The 16,439-nt window shown below is 71.9% G+C and carries 16 protein-coding genes and 1 tRNA gene; 11 read left to right on the top strand and 6 right to left on the bottom strand.

All coding sequences use genetic code 11. The annotated features are described in order from the left end of the window. Positions 1 to 18: 18 nt before the first annotated feature. The 9 genes from BM393_RS24140 to BM393_RS24100 all read left to right on the top strand — a co-directional run bounded on the left by BM393_RS24140 (position 19) and on the right by BM393_RS24100 (position 9,843). Positions 19 to 639, top strand: a complete 621-nt coding sequence (locus BM393_RS24140) for a formate dehydrogenase subunit gamma (protein WP_091733976.1) — start codon at positions 19 to 21, stop codon at positions 637 to 639. Further along, positions 636 to 1,697, top strand: coding sequence for a formate dehydrogenase accessory protein FdhE (fdhE, locus tag BM393_RS24135; RefSeq protein WP_091733974.1), 1,062 nt, complete (start codon positions 636 to 638; stop codon positions 1,695 to 1,697). The genes BM393_RS24140 and fdhE overlap by 4 nt, the downstream gene beginning before the upstream one ends. Positions 1,698 to 1,717: 20 nt before the next feature. Then, the gene (selA, locus tag BM393_RS24130) at positions 1,718 to 3,301 is read left to right on the top strand and encodes an L-seryl-tRNA(Sec) selenium transferase (RefSeq protein ID WP_091733972.1); all 1,584 of its coding nucleotides are present in this window, start codon (positions 1,718 to 1,720) and stop codon (positions 3,299 to 3,301) included. After that, on the top strand, positions 3,298 to 5,466 hold the full coding sequence (selB, locus tag BM393_RS24125; protein WP_091733970.1) for a selenocysteine-specific translation elongation factor: 2,169 nt from the start codon (positions 3,298 to 3,300) through the stop codon (positions 5,464 to 5,466). The genes selA and selB overlap by 4 nt, the downstream gene beginning before the upstream one ends. Then, positions 5,420 to 5,515, top strand: a tRNA-Sec gene (locus tag BM393_RS24120). The genes selB and BM393_RS24120 overlap by 47 nt, the downstream gene beginning before the upstream one ends. Before the next feature lie 250 nt (positions 5,516 to 5,765). Then, positions 5,766 to 6,656 carry a putative selenate ABC transporter substrate-binding protein gene (locus BM393_RS24115; RefSeq protein ID WP_091733968.1) on the top strand — a complete coding sequence of 297 codons (891 nt, stop codon included), beginning with the start codon at positions 5,766 to 5,768 and terminating at the stop codon, positions 6,654 to 6,656. 15 nt (positions 6,657 to 6,671) lie between these two features. After that, positions 6,672 to 7,487 (top strand): phosphonate ABC transporter ATP-binding protein, encoded by an 816-nt coding sequence (locus tag BM393_RS24110; RefSeq protein WP_091733966.1) that lies wholly within the window; start codon positions 6,672 to 6,674, stop codon positions 7,485 to 7,487. Then, entirely contained in the window at positions 7,484 to 9,196 is a 1,713-nt protein-coding gene (gene phnE, locus BM393_RS24105; RefSeq protein ID WP_091733964.1) for a phosphonate ABC transporter, permease protein PhnE, read from the top strand. The genes BM393_RS24110 and phnE overlap by 4 nt, the downstream gene beginning before the upstream one ends. A 68-nt stretch (positions 9,197 to 9,264) precedes the next feature. Next, on the top strand, positions 9,265 to 9,843 hold the full coding sequence (locus tag BM393_RS24100) for a nitroreductase family protein (protein ID WP_091733962.1): 579 nt from the start codon (positions 9,265 to 9,267) through the stop codon (positions 9,841 to 9,843). Between the two features lie 32 nt (positions 9,844 to 9,875). Here the strand turns inward: BM393_RS24100 and BM393_RS24095 are convergent, their stop codons facing one another. Both BM393_RS24095 and BM393_RS24090 read right to left on the bottom strand, forming a co-directional pair. Next, a complete protein-coding gene (locus BM393_RS24095) occupies positions 9,876 to 10,304 on the bottom strand; it encodes a CBS domain-containing protein (protein WP_091733960.1) in 429 nt (142 codons plus the stop codon). Positions 10,305 to 10,458: 154 nt separating this feature from the next. After that, complete coding sequence (locus BM393_RS24090; protein ID WP_147241341.1) at positions 10,459 to 10,989, bottom strand: DUF962 domain-containing protein; 531 nt, start codon at positions 10,987 to 10,989, stop codon at positions 10,459 to 10,461. A 177-nt stretch (positions 10,990 to 11,166) separates the two neighbouring features. On the opposite strand from BM393_RS24090, the gene BM393_RS24085 reads away from it, so the two are divergent. Next, complete coding sequence (locus BM393_RS24085; RefSeq protein WP_175538496.1) at positions 11,167 to 11,937, top strand: YceI family protein; 771 nt, start codon at positions 11,167 to 11,169, stop codon at positions 11,935 to 11,937. 135 nt (positions 11,938 to 12,072) lie between these two features. On the opposite strand, the gene BM393_RS24080 is transcribed toward BM393_RS24085, so the two are convergent. The 3 genes from BM393_RS24080 to moaA are packed head-to-tail and all read right to left on the bottom strand — an operon-like array spanning position 12,073 to position 14,502. Further along, on the bottom strand, positions 12,073 to 12,645 hold the full coding sequence (locus BM393_RS24080; RefSeq protein ID WP_175538493.1) for a GNAT family N-acetyltransferase: 573 nt from the start codon (positions 12,643 to 12,645) through the stop codon (positions 12,073 to 12,075). After that, positions 12,614 to 13,369: a molybdenum cofactor guanylyltransferase gene (gene mobA / locus BM393_RS24075; RefSeq protein ID WP_091733951.1), complete on the bottom strand. Its 756-nt coding sequence runs from the start codon at positions 13,367 to 13,369 to the stop codon at positions 12,614 to 12,616. Before mobA ends, BM393_RS24080 begins: the two co-directional genes overlap by 32 nt. Then, a complete protein-coding gene (gene moaA, locus BM393_RS24070) occupies positions 13,369 to 14,502 on the bottom strand; it encodes a GTP 3',8-cyclase MoaA (RefSeq protein ID WP_091733949.1) in 1,134 nt (377 codons plus the stop codon). The genes mobA and moaA overlap by 1 nt, the downstream gene beginning before the upstream one ends. A gap of 171 nt (positions 14,503 to 14,673) precedes the next feature. On the opposite strand from moaA, the gene BM393_RS24065 reads away from it, so the two are divergent. Next, positions 14,674 to 15,636, top strand: a complete 963-nt coding sequence (locus BM393_RS24065; protein ID WP_091733947.1) for a carbohydrate kinase — start codon at positions 14,674 to 14,676, stop codon at positions 15,634 to 15,636. A gap of 45 nt (positions 15,637 to 15,681) precedes the next feature. Here BM393_RS24065 and BM393_RS24060 read toward each other — a convergent pair whose 3' ends face one another. After that, positions 15,682 to 16,299, bottom strand: a complete 618-nt coding sequence (locus tag BM393_RS24060; protein ID WP_091733945.1) for a phenylacetic acid degradation protein PaaY — start codon at positions 16,297 to 16,299, stop codon at positions 15,682 to 15,684. Positions 16,300 to 16,439 lie beyond the last annotated feature (140 nt).

Raw genomic sequence — 16,439 nt, 5'->3', positions numbered from 1 at the left:
CTTCACCGGGAGATCGACATGTTGCTGCAACGCTATCGCGACAGCCAGCGGATCAACCACTGGCTCATCGTGCTGCTGTTCCTGTGCGCCGGGCTGTCGGGCCTGGCCTTCTTCCATCCCAGCCTGTTCTTCCTGAGCCATCTCTTCGGCGGCGGGCCGTGGGCGCGCATCCTGCACCCCTACATGGGGCTGGGCATGGTGGTCGCGTTCGCGTTCCTGGCCGCGCAGCTGTGGCGGGACAACCGCTGGACCGACGCGGACCGCCAATGGATGCGCCAGAGCGGGGACATGATCTTCGGCGGCCACAAGCACGGCACGCAGCCGGCGCACAAGTACAACGCGGGCCAGAAGATCGTGTTCTGGATCATGGTCGTGTCGCTGCTGATCCTGCTGGTGACCGGCTTCATGTTCTGGCACGCCTGGTTCCCCGACGGGAACATCCTGATGCGCCGCGTCGCGGTGGTGCTGCATGCGGCGGCGGCGGCGATCCTGATCCTGACGATCATCATCCATGTCTACGCCGCGATCTGGGTCAAGGGCTCGTTCCGGGCGATGACCCGTGGCACAGTCACCGACACCTGGGCCGCGCACCATCATCCGCTGTGGCACAAGGCAGTGAAGGAGCGTCCCCCCGCATGACCCTCAGCAGCCCCATCCGGGTGATGAGCCCGGAAGAGATCGCCGTCAATGCCGGCGCCCGCGCGGCGCCGGTGAAGGTGCCGGAACCCGGCCTCTTCGCCGAGCGCGCCTTGCGGCTGCGCCAGTTGGCCGACGGGCATGCGATGCGCGACTACCTGCTGTTCGTGGCCGAGCTGGCGCAGCGCCAGCATGAGCTGCTGAAGCAGCCCCGCGCGCTGAAGCTGCCGGACGAGGTGCTGATCAATGGCGCGATGGTGGGTGGCTTGCCGCCGGTGGAGGCCCAGAGCCACCCGCGCGACGCCGTCTGGCGTGAAGAACTCCAGGCGCTGTTGACCGCGATGCGCGGCGCGGCGATCCCGGAACCGGCGCAGGCGCTGGTCGCCCGGCTGGCGCAGGCGGACGAGGCCTGGCTGGAGCAGCAGGCCGCCGCGCTGCTGGCGGGCGGCGGACCGGGCCTGGATCCGGCGGCGGCGCCGTTGGTCGCCGCGGCGCTGCAGGTGTACTGGACGCGGCTGGTCACCGGCTTGCAGGAGCGCTACGAGCGCAGCGACCAGGGCGAGAACGTTGCCCCCTTCGGCATGATCGACGACCCCACGGTGTGCCCGTGCTGCGGCTCGCGGCCGGTGGCCTCCATCACCCGCGTCGCGGCCGAGCAGTCGGGGCAGCGCTTCCTGGCCTGCTCGCTGTGCGGCGCGCAATGGCATTACGTGCGCATCAAGTGCACGCATTGCCAGGGCACCAAGGGCATCAGCTTCCAGACGCTGGTCGACGACGAGGGGAAAAAGGCCGAGGCGGTCGCCGCCGAATGCTGCGAGACCTGCGGGCATTACCTCAAGCAGGTCCACATGGAGAAGGACCTGCAGGTCGAGCCGCTGGCCGACGACCTCGCCACGCTGACGCTGGACCTGCTGGTCGGCGAGCTCGGCCTGGTGCGCCAGGGCTTCAATCCGATGCTGATCCTGGGCGAGGCCGAGGCCTCGCTGGATGGCGGCCCGGGCGCGGGCCTCGATCCGCCGGGTCGGCCCGGCGCGCCGCCTCCCGATCCCGGAGGGCGCTGAGCATGAGGCCCGAGGCATCCATGGTTCATGGTCCGACGGCAGGCTCCCCGGCAGCCGCTTCCGACCCTTCCACTCCTGGCACCACGGCCGCGACCGCCGCGGCGGCGGCTACGGCCACCAGCGGCGTCAACGGCGTCAACGGCGTTAACGGCGTTAACGGCGCCAACGGCCCTGCCACCGGGACGACCGGCGCCGCGCCGAAGGACCTGCCTTCCGTCGACCGCCTGCTGCGCGACGAGGCCGTCACCCACCTGATGGCGCGCCACGGCCATGCCTTCGTGGCCGGGGAGGCCCGCCGGCTGCTCGAGGCCTGGCGGCGTCGCGCGGTCGAGGGCACGCTGGCGGCGCATGAATTGCGGCATCTGCCCGCCGAGCTCGAGCGGCGCTGCGAACAGCGGCTGGCGCCCCGGATGCGGCGCGTGATCAACCTGACCGGCACGGTGCTGCACACCAACCTGGGCCGCGCGCTGCTGGCCGACGAGGCGCTGCAGCAGGTGCTGGCCTGCATGGGATCGCCGAACAACCTGGAGTTCGACCTCGCGCGCGGCGAGCGCGGGGACCGCGACAGCTTGGTCGAGTCGCTGCTGTGCGAGATCACCGGCGCCGAGGCGGCGACGGTGGTCAACAACAACGCCGCGGCCGTCCTGCTGGGCATCGCGGCGCTGGCGGGCGGCAAGGAGGCCATCGTGTCGCGCGGCGAGCTGGTCGAGATCGGCGGCGCCTTCCGCATGCCCGACGTGATGGCGGCGGCGGGCGCGAAGCTGGTCGAGGTCGGCACCACCAACCGCACCCACGCGCGGGACTACCAGGCCGCGATCGGACCGCACACCGCGCTGCTGCTGAAGGTCCACACCAGCAACTACGCGATCCAGGGCTTCACCGCCTCGGTCAGCGAAGCGGCGCTGGCACCGATCGCCCGGGCGGCGGGCGTGCCGCTGATGACGGACCTGGGCAGCGGCTCGCTGGTGGACCTGGCGCAGTGGGGCCTGCCCGCCGAGCCGCTGCCGCAGCAGATGCTGGCCGACGGCTGCGACGTGGTGACCTTCAGCGGCGACAAGCTGCTCGGCGGGCCGCAGGCCGGTCTGATCGTCGGCCGCAAGGACCTGGTCCAGCAGATCCGCAAGTTCCCGATGAAGCGCGCGCTGCGGCTGTCCAAGCTGCCGCTGGCGGCACTGGAGGCGACCTTGCGGCTGTACCTGCGGCCGGACCGGCTGACGCAGGACCTGCCGACGCTGCGGCTGCTGACCCGCCCGGTCGATCAGATCGAGGCGCAGGCCGACCGGCTGCTGGCGCGTGTCCAGGCCGCGGTCGCGCCGCGCTTCGCGGTGCGGGTGAGCACGATGCGCGGACAGATCGGCTCGGGGTCGCTGCCGGTGGAGACGCTGCCGTCGGCGGGGCTGGTGCTGACGCCGCAACTGCCGGGCAAGCGCGGCGTGGGGCGCGCGCTCGACGAGCTGCAGACCGCGCTGCGCGCGCTGCCGCTGCCGGTGATCGCGCGGGTGCAGTCGGACGAGCTCTGGCTGGACCTGCGCTGCCTGGACGAGGCGCGCGAGGAGGCGGCGTTCATCGAGCAGCTCGGGTTGCTGAAGGAGTCGCTCGCGTGATCGTCGGGACCGCCGGCCACATCGACCATGGCAAGACGACGCTGGTGAAGGCGCTCACCGGCGTCGACACCGACCGCCTGCCCGAAGAGAAGCGGCGTGGGATCAGCATCGCGCTGGGGTATGCGTATCTGGACCCTGTGCCCGGCCAGGGGCGAGGCGAAGGCCAGGGCGCGGGCGGCGAGGGGGGCGACGGTGCCGGCCGGCGCATCGGTTTCGTCGACGTGCCCGGGCATGAGCGCCTGGTGCACACGATGCTCTCCGGCGCGACCGGCATCGACCATGCGCTGCTGCTGGTGGCCGCCGATGACGGCGTCATGCCGCAGACGCGCGAGCACCTGGCGCTGCTGTCGCTGCTGGGCCTGGAGCGGGCCACGATCGCGCTGACCAAATGCGATCGGGTGGACGCCGCCACCCGTGCGCGTCGGCATGACGAGATCCGCGCCCTCGTGGCGGACACGGCGCTCGCGGGCGCGCCGATCTTCGAGGTCGCCGCGACAACGGGCGCTGGCGTGCGCCCGCTGCGCGAGCACCTGATCGCCGAAGCCGCGGCGCTGCCGCCGCGCGTGGGGGCCGGGCTGGGTTTCCGGCTCGCGGTCGATCGGGTGTTCAGCCTGCCGGGCGTCGGGACCGTCTGCACGGGGACCGCGCATGCGGGCGAGCTGGCCGTCGGCGACGAGCTCGTGGTGCTGCCGCCCGCGCCGGGCCAGGCGCCGCTGCGCGCGCGAGTGCGCAGCCTGCATGCGCAGAACGCGGTGGCGGTCAAGGCCTCGGCCGGGCAGCGCGTGGCCATCGGCTTGGTCGGGCTCGAGAAGGAGGAGGTCGGACACGGACAGTGGCTGGCCGCGCCGGAAGTCGCCCAGTGGACCGAGCGCCTGGACGCGCGGCTGCGCCTCTGGCCCGAGGAGGCCCGGGCGCTGCGCAGCGGCACGCCGGTGCATGTGCATGTCGGCGCGGCGCAGGTGACGGGCTCGGTGGCGGTGCTCGGCGGCCTGGCCGGCAGGCCGGTCGAGGCGCTGCAGCCCGGTGGCGAGGCTTTCGTTCAGGTGGTGCTGCACCGATCGATCGGCGCGTGGGCCGGCGATCGGATCGTGCTGCGCGATGCCTCCGCGACGCGGGCGCTGGCCGGCGGCGTCGTGCTGGATCCGCACGCGCCGGCGCGTTATCGGCGCACGCCGCAGCGGCTCGCGGAACTGATTGCGCTGACGGCGGACACGCCGCTGCAGCGGCTCGAGGGTCTGCTGGGCCAGGCGCCGATGGGCGTGGACCTGGTCCGCTTCGCGGCCGGGCAGGGCATTGCCGGGGGAACCCGCGCGGCGCTGGTGGCGGGGATCGGCGCTGCGGGTGGAGCGGGGGCGACCGGGGGCGGTGCGGCGAGCGTGGCGGCGGGGAACGCGGTGGGCTATGCGGCGGCGGGCAGCGCCGGCACCGCGGCGGCAGGTGACATCACCGTCGTGCCGGGCGCCGACGGGCCGCTGTGGGCGCTCGGCGCCGCGCAGACAGCCCAGTGGGCCTACACCGCGCAGGAACGCCTGCAGCGCTATCACCAGGAGCAGCCGGAAGAACTCGGGCCCGACCTCGCGCGCTGGCGCCGGCTGGCCGCGCCGCGCATGGCCGAGCCGCTGTGGCGCGCGCTCGTGCAGCGGCTGGCCGCGGCAGGGCGCGTCGTCGTCAGCGGGGCGACCGTGCATCTGCCGGCGCATGGCGTGCAGCTGTCGGCATTGGATGAACGGCTGGCTCAGAAGGTCATGCCGCGGCTGCTGGCGGCCGGCTTCGAAGGCGTCTGGGCCCGCGACCTGGCCAAGGAGGCCGGCGAGCCCGAGGCGCTGGTGCGCACGACGCTGGCACGGCTGGCCCAGCGCGGGGAACTGTTCCAGGTGGTGAAGGACCTGTACCATGCGCCCCCGGCGATCCAGGCTCTGGCACGGATCGCCAGGGACTCGGCAGCCGACGGCGACGTGAAGGCCGCGGAGTTCCGCGACCGCAGCGGCCTGGGCCGCAAGCGCGCCATCCAGGTGCTGGAGTTCTTCGACAAGGTCGGACTGCTCCGGCGCGTGGGCGACGCCCATCGGCTGCGGAACGACTGCCAGTTGTTCATCGAACACCCCACACCCCAACAACGGAGAGGCAACGACCCCGGTGGATCGGCCGGACTTCAAATCCGGTGAATGGCGCCATGCGCCGTTGGGTGGGTTCGACCCCCACGCCCCTCCGCCAGCGACATCGGCTGGCCGGCTGCGCGGCCCGATCTTGCGCCTGCGGTGCTCGCCGTACGACAGTACGGCTCCGCTCCTCGGCGCAACCTCGGGCCGCTCGCAACGGCCATCCGATGTCGCTGGCTACTGCGGCCGCCCTAAGGGCGGCAAGTTCTTTGACTGCCGGCAGTCCTCTTGGCGCTGGCTCATGCGGCCGCCGCTCGGGTAGCCAGTTCTTTGACCGCGGATAACTCACCCCCAGGAGCTCTCTGATGTCCAGCCTCTTCCACCATGTCAGCCGTGCGCTGCAGGGGATCGCCACCGCCTCGCTGATCATCGCGAGCGGCATCGGTTCCGCGCAGGCTCAGACTCCGCCCCAGGTCCTCCGCGTGACCGCCATTCCCGACGAGTCACCAACCGAACTGGCGCGCAAGTTCGCGCCGCTCGGCAAGTACCTCGAGAAGGAACTCGGCGTGAAGGTCGAGTGGACCCCCGTCACCGACTACGCCGCCGCCGTCGAGGCCCTCGCCAACAAGAAGGTTGAACTGGCCTGGTTCGGTGGCTTCACCTTCGTGCAGGCGAACGTGCGCTCCGGCGGCAAGATCGTCCCCCTCGTGCAACGCGAGGAAGACGAAAAATTCCGCTCCGTCTTCATCACCGATACCCAGTCCGGCATCCGCAAGCTCGAGGACCTCAAAGGCAAGACGCTCAGCTTCGGCTCCGCCTCCTCGACCTCCGGCCACCTGATGCCGCGCTCCTTCCTCCTCGCCGCGAAGATCAATCCCGATACCGACCTCAAACGCATCTCCTTCTCCGGCGCGCATGACGCCACCGTCGCCGCAGTCGCGTCCGGCAAGGTCGACGCCGGCGCGCTCAACATCTCCGTCTGGGAAAAACTGGTCGCCGAGAAGAAGGTCGACACCGGCACCCTGAAGGTGTTCTTCACCACCCCGCCGTATTACGACTACAACTGGAGCGTCCACGCCGACCTGCCCGCCGCGACGAAGGAAAAGCTCAAGGCCGCCTTCCTGAAGCTGAGCCCCTCGACGCCGGAAGGCAAGGAGATCCTCGAGCTGCAGCGCGCGACGAAGTTCGTGCCAACGCAGCCGGAGAACTACGCCGGCATCAAGGCGGCCGCCGAGAACGCCGGCCTGCTGAAGTGAGCTGAGACGAGCGCGATGTCCCTGCTGGTGTTGGAAGGCCTGCGGCTGCAGGCCGGCGCGCGCACGCTGATCGAGCCGCTGTCGCTGCGGATCGAGCCCGGCGAGCAGGTCGCGCTGATCGGCGCCTCGGGCGCCGGCAAGACCTCGCTGCTGCATGCGCTGGCCCTGGCCTCGCGCCCCGCCGCTGGCACGCTGCGCCTGGGCGGCCAGGACGGCTGGGCGCTGTCCTCCCGCGAACGCCACCAGCTGCGCCGCACGCTGATGCTGGCGCCGCAGCACCCACCGCTGCCCCCGCGCCAGCGCGTCGTGACCGCCGTGCTGGCCGGTCGGCTGCCCGGTGCCTCGGTGGCCCGCAGCTTGCGCATGCTGTTCAGCCCCGACCAGGCCCAGGCCCGGCTGGCCTTCGACGCGCTGGACCGGCTGGAGCTCGGCGCCCGGCTCTGGTCGCGCGTGGACCAGCTCTCCGGCGGCGAACGCCAGCGCGTGGCCGTGGCGCGACTGCTGGTGTCCCAGGCACGGCTCTGGCTCGCCGATGAGCCGCTCTCGGCCCTCGATCCGCAGCGCGCGCAGCGGGTGCTCGCCGTCCTGCAGGACGCCGCGCGCGCTCAGGACCGCACCCTCGTGTGCAGCCTGCATCAGGTCGATCTCGCCTGCCGCCTGTTCCCGCGCGTGATCGCGCTGCGCCAGGGCCGACTCGTCTACGACGGCCCGCCGCAGGACCTCGGCGCCCGCCAACTGGACGAGATCTACGCCGACCTGCTGAATGAATCCCCCTCGATGCCCGACGACGCGCCGATGACCGCCGCACCGCCGCAGGCGATGTGCCGATGAACGCCGGCAGCGCCGAACGGCACGACGGCCCGGGAAGCGGTCGTGGCGGCGGAGGTGGCACCGACCGCGCGTTGTCATCGACGGCCACGGCGCCGTGGCGGCGCGACCCAGCGGCCGCTCGGCGGCTCGGGCTCGTGGTGGCCGCGCTGGTCGTGCTGTGGCCGCTGCTGGTCTGGTGCGAGTTCCGACCCTGGGCGCTGCTGGACGAGCGCAGCCTGCGCGCGACGATGCGCTTTGCCGGGCAGTTCCTGACGCCGCGCGTGGACCTCGAGTTCCTGACCATGCTCGCCGCCGACACCTGGCGCACCGTGGCGATAGCGACGGTCGGGCTGGCGCTCGCCTGGGTGATCGCGGTGCCGCTGGCGCTGCTGGCGACGGCGCGGCTGTCCGTGTCGGCGCTGAGCGGCCGCATGGCGGCGGGGCCGGCGGCGCTGCGCTGGGCGGTGCGAGCAGTGCTGATCGTGCTGCGCTCGGTGCCGGAGCTCGTGTGGGCGCTGATGCTGGTGCGCGTGATCGGCCTGGGACCGGGCGCGGGCGTGCTGGCGATCGCGCTGTCCTACGGCGGGATGCTGGGCAAGGTCTACGCCGAGATCCTGGAGAGCGCCGACGCCGCGCCGACGCAGGCGCTGCTGCGCGGCGGCGCGGGGCGGCTGCAGGCGCTGCTCTTCGGCGCGCTGCCCAGCTGCTCGGAGGAACTGGTCAGCTACACCGTCTACCGCTGGGAATGCGCGATCCGCTCCTCGGTGGTGCTGGGCTTCGTCGGCGCCGGTGGGCTGGGCCAGCAACTGGACAACGCGACCAAGATGTTCGCCGGCTCCGAGGTGGCGACCATCCTGCTGATCTTCATCGCCCTGGTGGCCATGGCCGACCGCATCAGCGCCTGGCTGCGGCCGGCGCGCACCGCGGGGCAGGGCGGCGAGTCGCGGCATCCGCTGTCCGCCCGACCGCCCGCGCGCTGGGGGCTGCGGGCGTTGCTGGCGGCACTGCTGGCGCTGCTGGTGATGAGCGTCGTCACGCTGCCGCTGCGCTGGGGCGAGCTGCTCGGCGCCGGTGCCCTGGCGGAGATGGGCCGCTTCCTGGCCGAGTTCTTCCCGCCTCAACTCGCGCCGGACTTCCTCGGTCGGGTCGGGCAGGGCGCGCTGGAGACGCTGGCGATGTCGGCGCTGGGCAGCGGGCTGGCGGCGATCGCCGGACTCGCGGTGGCGCTGCTGGCGAGTCGGCCGCCGGGGCCGCTGCGCTGGGCATCGCGGCTGCTGCTCAATGCGCTGCGCAGCGTGCCGGAGCTGGTCTGGGCGTCGCTGCTGCTGGTGGCGGCGGGACTGGGGCCGATGCCGGGCACCTTGGCGCTGGCGCTGCACACGACCGGCGTGCTGGGCCGGCTGATGGCCGAGGCGCTCGAGAACGCGCCGCCGCAGACCGCCCAGGCGCTGCGCTGGGCGGGCGCGTCGCGCTGGCAGGTCTTCGCCTTCGCGACGCTGCCGCAGGCGGCGCCGCAGCTGCTCAGCTACACGCTCTACCGATGGGAGAACAACATCCGTGCCGCGACGGTGCTGGGCGTCGTGGGTGCGGGAGGTCTGGGGCAGATGCTCAGCCTGCACCTGAGCCTGTTCCAGATGCGGGAGACTTGCACCGTGCTGCTGGCGATGCTGATGCTGGTGATGGCCGTCGATGCCTGCTCCTACGCGGCGCGGCGGCGCTTGAATCATTGATTGGCGGCGTCGTGGGTCGCCGCTTCGGCGGCACGATGCCGCAAGCCCTTGGATGAAGGAGGGGCGCCATGAACGACCAAGCCCTGAAGCTGCTGCTCACGCGCGCATCGGTGGGTCCGAAGTATTTGATCGAGCCGGGCCCGGACGATGCGGCGCTGGCCGCGATGACGGAGGCGGCGCTGCACGCGCCTGACCATGCGGCGCTGGTGCCGTTCCGATTCAAGGTCGTGCGCGGGGAGGCGCGCCGGTCGATGGCCGCGCTGTTCGCGGCGGCTGCGCGCCGGGCGGGCAAGGACGAGACGGGCATCGCGATGGACGAGGAGCGCGCGCTGCGCCCGCCGGTGACGGTGGCGGTGGTCGCGCGCCTGGACCTGGGTCATCCGCAGGTGCCGGCGCATGAGCAGTGGGCCTGCGTCGGTGGCGCGCTGACCAATTTCCTGAATGCCGCGCAGGCGCTGGGTTTCGGCGGAAAGATGCTCAGCGGTGCGAAGGCGCGCGATCCGGGCCTCATCGCCGCGTTCTGCGAGCCCGGCGAGACCTTGCTCGGCTGGATCGCGATGGGCACTCCCTCATCCCCCGACAAGACCCCGAAGGCACGCCCGCCGAAGTCCGGCGCCGACAGTGCGCTTCAATTCTGGCCAGGCTGACCGCGCCGCGCCTTGCCTGCGGGGCTTCGCCCTTATCCGTAGATGTAGCTCTGGAGTTGGGCAATCGTCATTTCGTCGTCGGCGATGATGTTGTCCATCAAGTCGCGGATCGAGAGCATGCCCACGACCTGGTTGCCCTGGACGACGGGCAGGTGGCGGATCTTGCGCTGGCTCATCAGGCTCATGCATTCGCGGCAGTCGGTGTCGGGCTTCACCACGAACACGTTGGGCGTCATCACATCCTTGACCGGCGTGTGCCGCGAATCACGCCCCTGCAGGGCGATCTTCCGCGTGTAGTCGCGCTCCGAGAAGATGCCGAGCAGCCGATCGCCCTCCATCACCAGCAAGGCGCCGACATCGTGCTGCGCGAGCAGGTGCAGCGCATCGAACACCGTGGCTTCCGGCGCGACGCGCCAGACGCTCGGGCCGCGATTCTTCAGCAGTTCGGACACCGGTTTCATGGGGCCTCCTGGCGACATCTGACGGAACTCGGACGTCCAAGATAAGCGCCTTGGACCGGGGCTGCAAGCCCCTGCAAGACCCGACCCCCACAAGGGGTGACGTGCGGTCCCGCTGGCGGGATCGGCCCGCTCGGTCCGCGCCAGCCGTCCCCGATCAGGCCGGGTGGGTCAGGTCGCGCAGATGGGTCGGGCCGGCGCGGCGCTCGATCTCGGCGAGCAGGTCGCGGCCCCAGCCCATCGCGAACAGGGCCTCGCCGACGACGAACATCGGGCCGACCAGCAATCCCACCAGGTCGTCGACGAAGGCGGGCTTGCGGCCCTCGTAATAGTGACCGACGAACTGGATGATCCAGCCGACGATGAAGCTGCCCAGGCCCCAGGCCAGCCAGCTGCCGAAGGAGCCGTCCGCCAGCGGATGCGCCAGCGCCATCAGCACCGCGTTGACCAGCGCCGTGGACAGGCCCAGCACGAAGTTGCCCCGCGTCAGGTACCAGACTGTCGCGCCGCCCCAGACCAGCCAGGCGGCGGAAACCGTCCAGTCGCCGACATGGAATTGCGCCCGCGCCAGCAGCACGCCGATCGCGAAGACGATCAGCGGGATGCCGACAAAATGGGTGGCGATGTTGCGGCGATCGCGGTGGTAGGCGGCGTACTGCGCCATCAGGTCGGTGGCTTGGCGTGCCATGGCAGTCTCCGTGCGAGGTGTCGTCATGATGTCGCAATGCTAGTGCGACCAGCTCGTTTATGCCGTTCAGAATGTAGTTCTGACCACTCTTGGTTTACCCCTATGCAAGTGTTGACGCCGGCAAATGAGGTGGCTCCAGGCGCGCATCGGCGCGGCGGCGGAAGGTCGGCCGCGCCGGTGATCGCCGCGCTGCTGCTCGGAGGCGCGCTGGCCGGGTGCGGCACTGCGCCTCCCGCCACGACGCCGACAGCGACAACGCCGACAGCCACGACGCCCGGCGCCAGCGAGGCCCCATCGTCGCCAGGGCCGTCGTCCTGCACGGCCTGGCTGGCCGCGCAGCAACGCGGCGAAGGCCGGCTCTATCGTGTCGACGCCGCCACCTCGCAGGTCCGCATCCACGTCTTTCGCGCCGGACGCCTCGCCAAGGTCGGCCACAACCACGTGATCGGCGTCGAGCGGCTCACCGGCCAAGTCTTCGTTCCCACCGACGGCATCGCCGGCGCCGGCGTCGAACTGGCCTTCCGGCTCGACGACCTGGCCATCGACAAACCCGAGTGGCGCGCGCCGCTGGGGCCCGAGTTCGCCAGCACACCCTCGGCGTCCGACGTGGCCGGCACCCGCGCCAACCTGCTCCGGGCCGTCGACGGCGAGCGCTTCCCGGTCATCGCGATGCGCAGCACCGCCGTCGCCGGCGCCTTCCCGGTGCTGGCGCTCAAGCTCGCGGTTACCTGGCACGGTCAGACCCGCCTGCTCGACGTGCCGGTGCGGGTGGTCCGTCCTGCGGGGGATGCGGGGGGCTCGGTCCTGAGGACGCAGGGGGCGCTCGTCCTCCGTCAGAGCGACTTCGGCATCACGCCGTTCTCCATCCTCGGAGGGCTGCTCGCGATCCAGGACGAGTTGACGGTGGACGTCGACGTCGCGGCTGTTCCCGCAGCGGCGTGTGATTGAGCGCCTTGCGCCGGAAGGACTGCGGGACGCCAGGCGCGGGCTCTCCACACCGCATGGGGGATCCCTCCTGGACCCCCAAGCGGTATTCCGGCCCCAGCGACGCTCGCTGGCGGCGGGCCTGGGCGTCTGCTGCGATCAAGGCCTCAGGTCGAGGCTCATCAGGTCCTTGGCGTAGTAGCGGCCATCGGAGAGGCGGATGGCGCGGGGCAGGTGGCCGTAGCGGGTGAAGCCGGCCTGCCGGTAGAGCGCGATCGCCGCCTGGTTGCCCGCCGTGACGCTGAGCGTGACCGTCTCCAGCCGCGGCTCGCGACGCAGCAGCGCCAGGGCCTGTCGCAGCAGGCGCTTGCCGATGCCGCGTCCACGGACCTCGTCGTCGACCATCATCCCGATCAGGTGCGCGACGTGCATCACCTTCTTGCGGTTCTCGTGCTCACAGGTCAGGGCGCCCACCAGCCGCTCGCCCGACCACGCGCCCAGCGTGAACAGTGACTTGCCGCCCGCCTGCGGATGCAGCCGCACGCGGTAGCTTGAGGCCTCGCGGGCGCGCTCGGTCTCGGCGTCGGAGGTGAAGGCCTGCTCGTGCCGCGCGAGCATCGCGTCGCGCAAGGCCTTGTAGGCCGGCAGGTCCGCTTCGGTCAGCAGGCGCAGCGTGATCACCCCCTCGGCCGGTCGGCCCTCAGCCGCGGTCCAGTCGTTCGAGTCGCTCAAGCTCGCTCCTGTCGTTGATGTTGGCGAAGGCGCGCTCGTCCGCCGGCCGGTCGAAGGCGACCCGCGCCAGCGGCAGCGAACGCAGCCAGCCCTCGACGCGCCGTTCGCCCGCGTCCAGCGCCGCCGCCAGCCCGGCACGGTGCCGGACATGGATCAGGCTGGCCAAGGGCTGGGGGCGCAGCGGCTCGCCCGGCGCCTCGCGGCCCAGCGCCATCGCGGCGCTGTGGTCCGGTGCGAGGCCGGCGGCCAGGCGGTCGAGCAGGTCGGTCGGCAGCCAGGGGCAGTCGCCGCCGACGACGAGCAGCCAGTCGGTGCCGACGCGGTCATTACCGTCGCCGGGACCGCGATCCCCCGCGCTGTGGTCGCCGGGAGGGCGGTCGTCGGGGCCGCGATCAACGGGCGAGGCACCGTCCGCGTCGGAGGCGTCGGTGAGGCGGGGGCCGGAGGCAGTGCGGGCATCCGCAAGCGCCGTCAGTCCGGCGAGGATGCCGGCCAGCGGTCCGGGGAAGTCCGGCAGCGGGTCGGGCAGGACTGGGTGGCCGAGGCGGCGGTAGTCGTCGAGGTGTCGATTGGCGCTGATGAGGATCCGGCCGCCGGTCTGGGGGGCGATGCGCTCGATGACGTGGTGGACCAGCGCCCGGCCCTGGAAGGGCTGGAGCGGCTTGTCGACGCCGCCCATGCGGGTGGCGCGGCCGCCGCAGAGGATCAGCGCGGTGGCGCGCATCAGCCGCCGATGTAGTGCATCTCGACGCGGCGCGCCGGGCCGGAGTCCGCCGCCGGCAGGCTGGCGCGCAGCTCCGAGTAGCGGTCGCCGCGCCGGGTCCAGAGCGCGCCCAGCGCGGCGGCGATCTCGGCGTCGGACCGCGGCGGGTGCTCGCCGTCGCCGCGCAGCAGCGCGCGCAGGTCGTGGCCATCGCCGGCGAACAGGCAGGTGTAGAGCCGGCCCTCGGTGGAGAGCCGCGCGCGGTTGCAGTCGCCGCAGAAGGCTTGGGTGACGCTGGAGATGAGGCCGATCTCGCCGCTGCCGTCGGCGTAGCCCCAGCGGGTGGCGGTTTCGCCCTCCACGGTGGCGGCGAGCGGGACCAGCTCGGCGTCCTCGCGCAGGCGGGCCAGGACCTGCGCGGACGGCAGCACCTCGTCCATGCGCCAGCCGTTGCTCATGCCGACGTCCATGTACTCGATGAAGCGCAGCACCACGCCGGTGCCGCGGAAGTGGTGCGCCATGGGGACGATCTGGTCGTCGTTGGTGCCGCGCTTGACCACCATGTTGACCTTGATCGGCGCCAGGCCGGCGGCCTGGGCGGCCTCGATGCCGCGCAGCACCTCGGCGACCGGGAAGTCGACATCGTTCATGCGGCGGAAGATGGCGTCGTCGAGCGCGTCCAGGCTGACGGTGACCCGGCGCAGGCCCGCGTCCCGCAGCGCCCGCGCCTTGCGCGCCAGCAGCGAGCCGTTGGTGGTCAGCGTCAGGTCGAGCGGCTGGCCCTCGGGCGTGCGCAGCTCGGCCAGCTGGGCGATCAGCGCCTCGAGGTTGCGGCGCAGCAGCGGTTCGCCGCCGGTCAGGCGCAGTTTCTGAACCCCCAGGCCGGCGAAGACGCCCGCCAGACGGGTGATTTCCTCGAAGGACAACAGGTCGCGGTGGGGGAGGAAGGCGTAGTGCTTGTCGAACACTTCCTTCGGCATGCAGTAGCTGCAGCGGAAGTTGCAGCGGTCGGTGACCGAGATGCGCAGGTCGCGCAGCGGCCGGCCGCGCGCGTCCAGCCACGGCCCCGGGCGGGGCGGGGGGAGGGGATGCGGCACGGGAGGCGTCCGCCCGATCTGGCGCAGATCGAGCAGCGGAATCACACCATCGGTCATGGGGAGCGATTGTGCCGCCGGCGCGCCGTCCGCGCCCGCCCGGGCCCTTCTTGGCGTGCGATCCGGCCACGCCGGCGCCGCGGCCGTGCGCGATGTCAACCCCGCCCTCGCATCGACACCCTGTAGGACTTGTCACTTGCACCGGAAGGTCAGGCGCGTTCGAATCCCGGAATGAGCTTGACCCCCACGACCGTGGTCCATGCGGACCTGGCCAGCTTCGTCTCCTTCGGCGAGGCCCTCACCGACATGATCCGCACCGGTCCCGGCACCTGGTGCAGCCGCAGCGGGGGCTCGCCGTGGAACGTGGCCATCGCGATGTCGCGGCTCGGCCAGCTCAGCGCCTTCGCCGGTGGCCTGAGCAAGGACCCCTTCGGCCAGGAACTCTGGCAGGCCAGCGCGGACGCCCACCTGGACCTGCGCTTCATCCAGCAGTTCGCCAAGTCGCCGCTGATGGCCTTCGTCCATCAGGTGTCGCCGCCGGAGTACGCCTTCGTCGGCGACGACAGCGCCGACCTGCATTTCCGCCCCCATGCGCTGCCCGCCGGCTGGCGCCGGGCGCTGCGCTGGGCCCACTTCGGCTCGATCAGCCTGACGCGCGAGCCGCTGGCCGCGCGGCTGATCGCGCTGGCCGAGTCCCTCAAGGACGAGGGCGCCCGCATCAGCTACGACCCGAACTACCGGATCTCGATGGACTCGCGCTATGACCGCACGCTGGAGCGCATGTGCCGGCTGGCGGACGTGATCAAGGTGTCGGACGAAGACCTGCGCGGGCTGTTCCGCAGCCGCGACCACCATGTCGGCCTGGCGCAGATCGCCGCCTGGAACCCGCGCGCCATCGTGATGCTGACGCTGGGGGAGCGCGGCGCCCAGCTGTTCCATCCGAAGGCCGACCTCAGCGCCGCGCCGCCGCCGCTGGACGCGGTCGTGGACACGATCGGCGCCGGCGATGCCGCCATGGCCGGGCTGCTCTACAGCCTGATGAACGGCGCGACCCAGGAGCCCGAGGAGCACCTGCGCTGGGCCGTCGCGGCCGGCGCCGCAGCCTGCTCCGGCGCTGGCGTGCACGGGCTGACGTCCGGCCTGGTGACCGCGCTGATCGATCAGGTGCAGGTGCAGCGGGCCGAAATGGTCTGACGGCGCCCAGGCGCCGCCACCGCGTTCAAGGCGGCGCCAGCACGCTCAGGCGCTGCCGTCGTCCTCGCGTCTTGTCGCCACCAGCGTCTTGGGGCCGCCGACCTGCAGGCGCGGTCGGTCGGCCTCTTCCTCGGCCAGCGGGCTGACCTCGACCAGGCTGGCGTGGCAGCGCCGCGCCAGGTCCTGGTAGGTCTCGGTGCCCTCGCGCTTCCAGCGGATCTCGTCCTCGGTCAGCGGCCGCATCACCTTGGCCGGCAGCCCGGCGATCAGCGACTTCTCCGGCAGCTTCAGCCCCGCCCGCACGAACGCGCAGGCCGCGACGATGCTGTAGGCGCCGACCTCCGCCTCGTCCATCACCACCGCGTTCATGCCGACCAGCGCGTCGTGGCGCACCACGCAGCCGTGTAATACCGCGCCGTGGCCGATGTGGCCGTTGGCCTCGACGACGGTGTCCGACCCCGGGAAACCGTGGATCACGCAGGTGTCCTGCACGTTGGCGCCCGCCATCAGCCGGATCCGCCCGAAGTCGCCGCGCAGCGAGGCGCAGGGCCCGACGTAGCAGTCCGGCCCGACGATCACGTCCCCGATCAGCACCGCCGTCGGATGCACATGGGCGCTGGGATGGACGACCGGCGACAGGCCGTCGATGGCATAGCAGGGCATGGATTCGTCTCCTATCGTGGTTCGGGCGTCCTCGGCCCCAGCACCAGGGGAACTTTCCCTGTAAATGACCGCGATCTTGGTGGTAACCCTAGGTCGCTGGCCTTGTGTTGGGATCCGATGGCTCGTAGTATCTACCGACC

The organism is Mitsuaria sp. PDC51, assembly GCF_900113225.1.
In the GTDB taxonomy this organism is placed as follows: Bacteria; Pseudomonadota; Gammaproteobacteria; order Burkholderiales; family Burkholderiaceae_C; genus Roseateles.
This window is presented reverse-complemented; position numbering and strand designations above follow the sequence as displayed.